This is a genomic window from Luteococcus sp. (assembly GCF_043424415.1).
GTDB lineage: Bacteria > Actinomycetota > Actinomycetes > Propionibacteriales > Propionibacteriaceae > Luteococcus.
In genome coordinates this window covers 1-3,937 of sequence record NZ_JBHWOO010000250.1, presented here as the reverse complement: position 1 = coordinate 3,937, position 3,937 = coordinate 1, and the positions used below count along the sequence as shown (strand labels likewise).

Genomic DNA, 3,937 nt, shown 5'->3' with positions numbered 1-3,937 from the left:
CGCCCGCCGCGCCCTCGTCATCCGCACCGGCATGGCCGTCTGGGACTGCCTGGCCTGGTTCCTCGCCAGCTTCGCCTATCTGGGGGCGCGCTATGACTTCGCTGTCACCGGGGTGCAGTGGAGGATGGCCTACCTCTACGCAGGCCTCGCCGCCATCCTGCAGGTCATGGTCGGCATCACCCTCAAGCTCTACCGGGGCCGCTACCGCATCGGCAGCTTCGAGGCAGCCCTGCTGCTGGGCACCGTCGTGATGGGCATCGGACTCTTCCTCGGCCTGTGCTTCGGCCTGCTCACCGACTTCAGCCGAGGCGTCACCGTCACCGCACCCATGGGCGCCCTGCTCATCATGGCATGGGGACATTCCGTCGCACGCGCCGTGCTCGAACGCCACGGCGCCCCGCGAACCGTCACCACCCCTGCCGAGCCCGTCCTCATCTACGGCGCTGGCAATGCCGGCGGCCAGTTGGGACGCCTGATCCACAATGATCCGGACAGCCAGTATGAGATCCGCGGCTTCCTTGACGACGCCCCGGAGAAGCGCAACCTGCACCTGCTCGGCACCTGCGTTCGCGGCACAGGCAAGGACATGACCCGCGTGGCGCGGGAACAGGGCGTGCAGAAGATCATCATCGCCATGGGCAACGCCACCGGCGCCGAGCTGCAGGAACTCAATGCCGTCGCCAAGGCCAACGGCCTGAAGTTGCTCGTGCTGCCCCCGCTGGACCAGATGGTCGGCGGCCAGCTGCACCTCAACCAGCTCCAGGAGGTCAACGTCGTCGACCTGTTGGGACGCAGCCAGATCAAGACAGATCTCAGCTCCATCGCTGGCTACCTGCAAGGCAGGACCGTACTGGTCACGGGCGCAGGTGGCTCCATCGGCAGCGAGATCGCCCGCCAGGTGCACACCTTTGGACCCAAGGAACTCGTCATGCTCGACCGTGACGAGTCGGGCCTGCACAGCACTTCCCTGAGCATCTACAACCAAGGCCTGCTCAACACCCGCAACATGGTGCTGTGCGACATCCGCGATGCCGAGGCGCTGGACCAGGTCTTCGCCGAGCACGAGCCGGATGTGGTCTTCCACGCCGCCGCGCTCAAACACCTTCCCATGCTCGAGATGTACCCCCACGAGGGGTGGAAGACCAACGTGCAGGGGAGCCTCAACGTGATGCGCTCCTCGGAAAAGTATGGCGCCGAACGGGTCATCAACATCTCCACGGACAAGGCCGCGGACGCCACCAGCGTGCTGGGCAAGACCAAGCGCATCGCGGAGGAACTGACCGCCTTCTACGGACAGAAGACCGGCGGCGCCTACCTGAGCGTCCGCTTCGGCAATGTACTGGGATCTCGCGGCTCCATGCTGGAGACCTTCACGCGCCAGATCGCCCAAGGCGGACCACTGACGGTCACCCACCCGGACATCACCCGCTACTTCATGACCATTCCCGAAGCATGCGAGTTGGTGATCCAGGCCGGCGCCATCGGCACGCCCGGTGAAGTGATGGTGCTCGACATGGGCGAACCCGTCAGGATCCATGACGTCGCCAAGAACCTCATTGAACGCTCCGGCAAGGACATCGACATCGTTTTCACCGGCCTTCGCCCCAACGAGAAGATGGACGAGGTCTTGTTCAGCTCCGACGAGGCCTACCGCAGCACCGCCCACGAGCTGATCAGCAGCGTGAGTGTGCCCCCGCTCTCACCAGCGGCCCTGATCAATGTCGACGGCAGCGACCCAGAGTCCATGGCCCGGCTCACCCGCCAGCGTGCTGTGAGACTGAACAATGGTCGTCCCTCGTGGTCGGTGGTGGAAGGAGTAGCCGCCGGCTGAGCACCGTGCGCCCTCAGGACTCCAGCACCGCCGTGAACTTCTGCTCCAGCTCGGCTGTCGTGTTCAGCTGCGCCGCCTGCTGGCCGGTCGCCGTGGCGATCTTCTGCAGGCTGGCATGGTCGGCGTCCGGGCCGATCGCGGCATAGGTCACCTTGATCGGCTTGGCCGGGTCCTTCTGCTGCAGCGTCTTCATCATCGCGTCGTAGGTCACCTTGCTCTTCGCGTCCTGGTCGGCGCCGTCAGTCACCACGATGATCCGATTGGTGCGACCCTCCTGGTAGTTCGCCATGCTGTGCGTCCAGGCAGTGTCGATCGCCTCGTAGAGCGGGGTGCCGCCCTCGGGCTTGATGCCCGCGAGCGTCGCCAGGTACTTCGGCTCGGCCGCGATCCACTGCTTGGTGTCGTCCGGCTGCAGCGCGATCACCGTGGTCACCCGCGGCGTCTGGGCCGCGTCCTCGGTGGCATTGAAGGTGATGATGCCATTGCTCATGCCGGACGGGAAGGCGCCGAAGGACTTCAGGATGTAGTCGGTCATCACCCGGATGCGCGGTGGGCCACCGGCGCCCAGCGGCTTGAGCATCCAGCCCGAGGTGTCGATCACCAGCAGGACGCTGTCACGCTTGGCCAGCTGCTGGTGCACCGGGTGGGTGGTCTCCACCCGGGTGCGGTCAGCCGCCGTCACCGCCGGGACGGTGCCGCTGAGACCCACCTGGCCCAGCGACATGGCACTCGGCTGCTCCTGGCCTGCGCTGACGCCCGCCTCCGCCAGCGCCTTGCGACCGTCGGGGCCCTTCAGTCAAGTGGTGAAGGTCGCCACGTCCTCGTCGGTCTCCGACGAGATGACACCCATGGACAGCCCGGCCGACGGCTGCAACCAGCTCGCCCTCACCGGCGTCTTGCTCGCCAAAGCCAGCGCCAGCGCGGTGACACCCGTGCGGGGGCCAACCGCGGTCAGGCCATTGGCGTCGGCAGGATCAGTGGCCAGCTTCTGGTCACCTGGGCCAGCGGCACCTGGTCGACGATGCGCTGCTCGGCCTTGGTGAGGTCCACCTGCGCCGGGGTGGCGGTGTTGAGGCTGGTGGGCGGCGTCTCGCCCTGCAGGGGCTTGCCGAGGGCCTCGTGCGCCTCGGGCGTGTTCACCAGCACCAGCGGCGAACTGCCGACAGTCGTGCTGGCGGCCTTGGCCAGGGCGGGGTCCTTCGCGCCGGCGATCGCACTGGGATCCTCGGGAACCCACGCGTCGGTGCTGCCCAGTCCCTTGGACAGCGTGGTGGCCGTCGTCTGCTCGGTGACCGTGACCGTCTCGCAATCGGCCTGGCCCAGCGACTCGCCCCAGGCCTTGCCCGCCTGGCGCACGCTCTCGGCCCAGGCCGGATCGGCGAACACCGTGATACTGCTGCAGCTGCTCGCGCGCGGCCTGGCCCCGGTGGTCTGCTGGTCGTCATGGTTCAGTGCGGTGGCCACGGTGGCCACGGTGGCGATGACGGCGACCGTCGCGAGTCCAACGGCGCCAACCAGAAGAGGCGTCCGCGAACGTTGCTTGTTCTCGACAAGTGCGCGCCTGGGCGTGCTGCTGCTCATTGTTCTGTCTCCCCCGAGTATGAATATGCCGTCAACCATAGAACTTTGGGAGGGGGTACGTGCACGGCCGAGTCGTCCGGTTGGTGGGGGATCGTGCCCGGCCAGTAGGCTGTCGCCGTGGCACTCACCATTGGAATCGTCGGTCTCCCGAATGCGGGCAAGTCGACGTTGTTCAACGCTCTCACGCGGAACGACGTCCTGGCAGCGAACTACCCGTTCGCCACCATCGAGCCGAATGTCGGCGTCGTCGGGGTCCCCGACGCGCGGCTGCCGGAACTTGCCAAGGTTCACGGCTCCAGGGAGATCCTTCCGGCAACGGTCAGCTTCGTCGACATCGCCGGCATCGTGAAGGGCGCCAGCCAGGGCGAGGGCATGGGCAATGCCTTCCTGGCCAACATCCGCGAGGCCGACGCCATCTGCCAGGTCGTCCGTGCCTTCGACGACGAGAACGTCATCCACGTCGACGGCGAGGTCAACCCCACCTCCGACATCTCCGTCATCAACACCGAGCTCATCCTCGCCGAC

Annotated in this window: 4 protein-coding genes; 2 read left to right on the top strand and 2 right to left on the bottom strand. The window is 66.7% G+C overall.

The annotated features are described in order from the left end of the window. Positions 1-1,831, top strand: a 1,831-nt coding sequence (locus ACHFFZ_RS14540; RefSeq protein ID WP_394277317.1) for a polysaccharide biosynthesis protein, incomplete at its 5' end; no start/stop codon positions are given. Positions 1,832-1,844: 13 nt separating this feature from the next. Here ACHFFZ_RS14540 and ACHFFZ_RS14535 read toward each other — a convergent pair. Beyond that, positions 1,845-2,555: a vWA domain-containing protein gene (locus ACHFFZ_RS14535; RefSeq protein ID WP_394277316.1), complete on the bottom strand. Its 711-nt coding sequence runs from the start codon at positions 2,553-2,555 to the stop codon at positions 1,845-1,847. 227 nt (positions 2,556-2,782) lie between these two features. Beyond that, positions 2,783-3,295 carry a hypothetical protein gene (locus ACHFFZ_RS14530; RefSeq protein ID WP_394277315.1) on the bottom strand — a complete coding sequence of 171 codons (513 nt, stop codon included), beginning with the start codon at positions 3,293-3,295 and terminating at the stop codon, positions 2,783-2,785. Positions 3,296-3,529: 234 nt separating this feature from the next. On the opposite strand from ACHFFZ_RS14530, the gene ACHFFZ_RS14525 reads away from it, so the two are divergent. Continuing rightward, on the top strand, positions 3,530-3,937 hold a 408-nt coding region (locus ACHFFZ_RS14525; protein WP_394277314.1), incomplete at its 3' end, for a GTPase.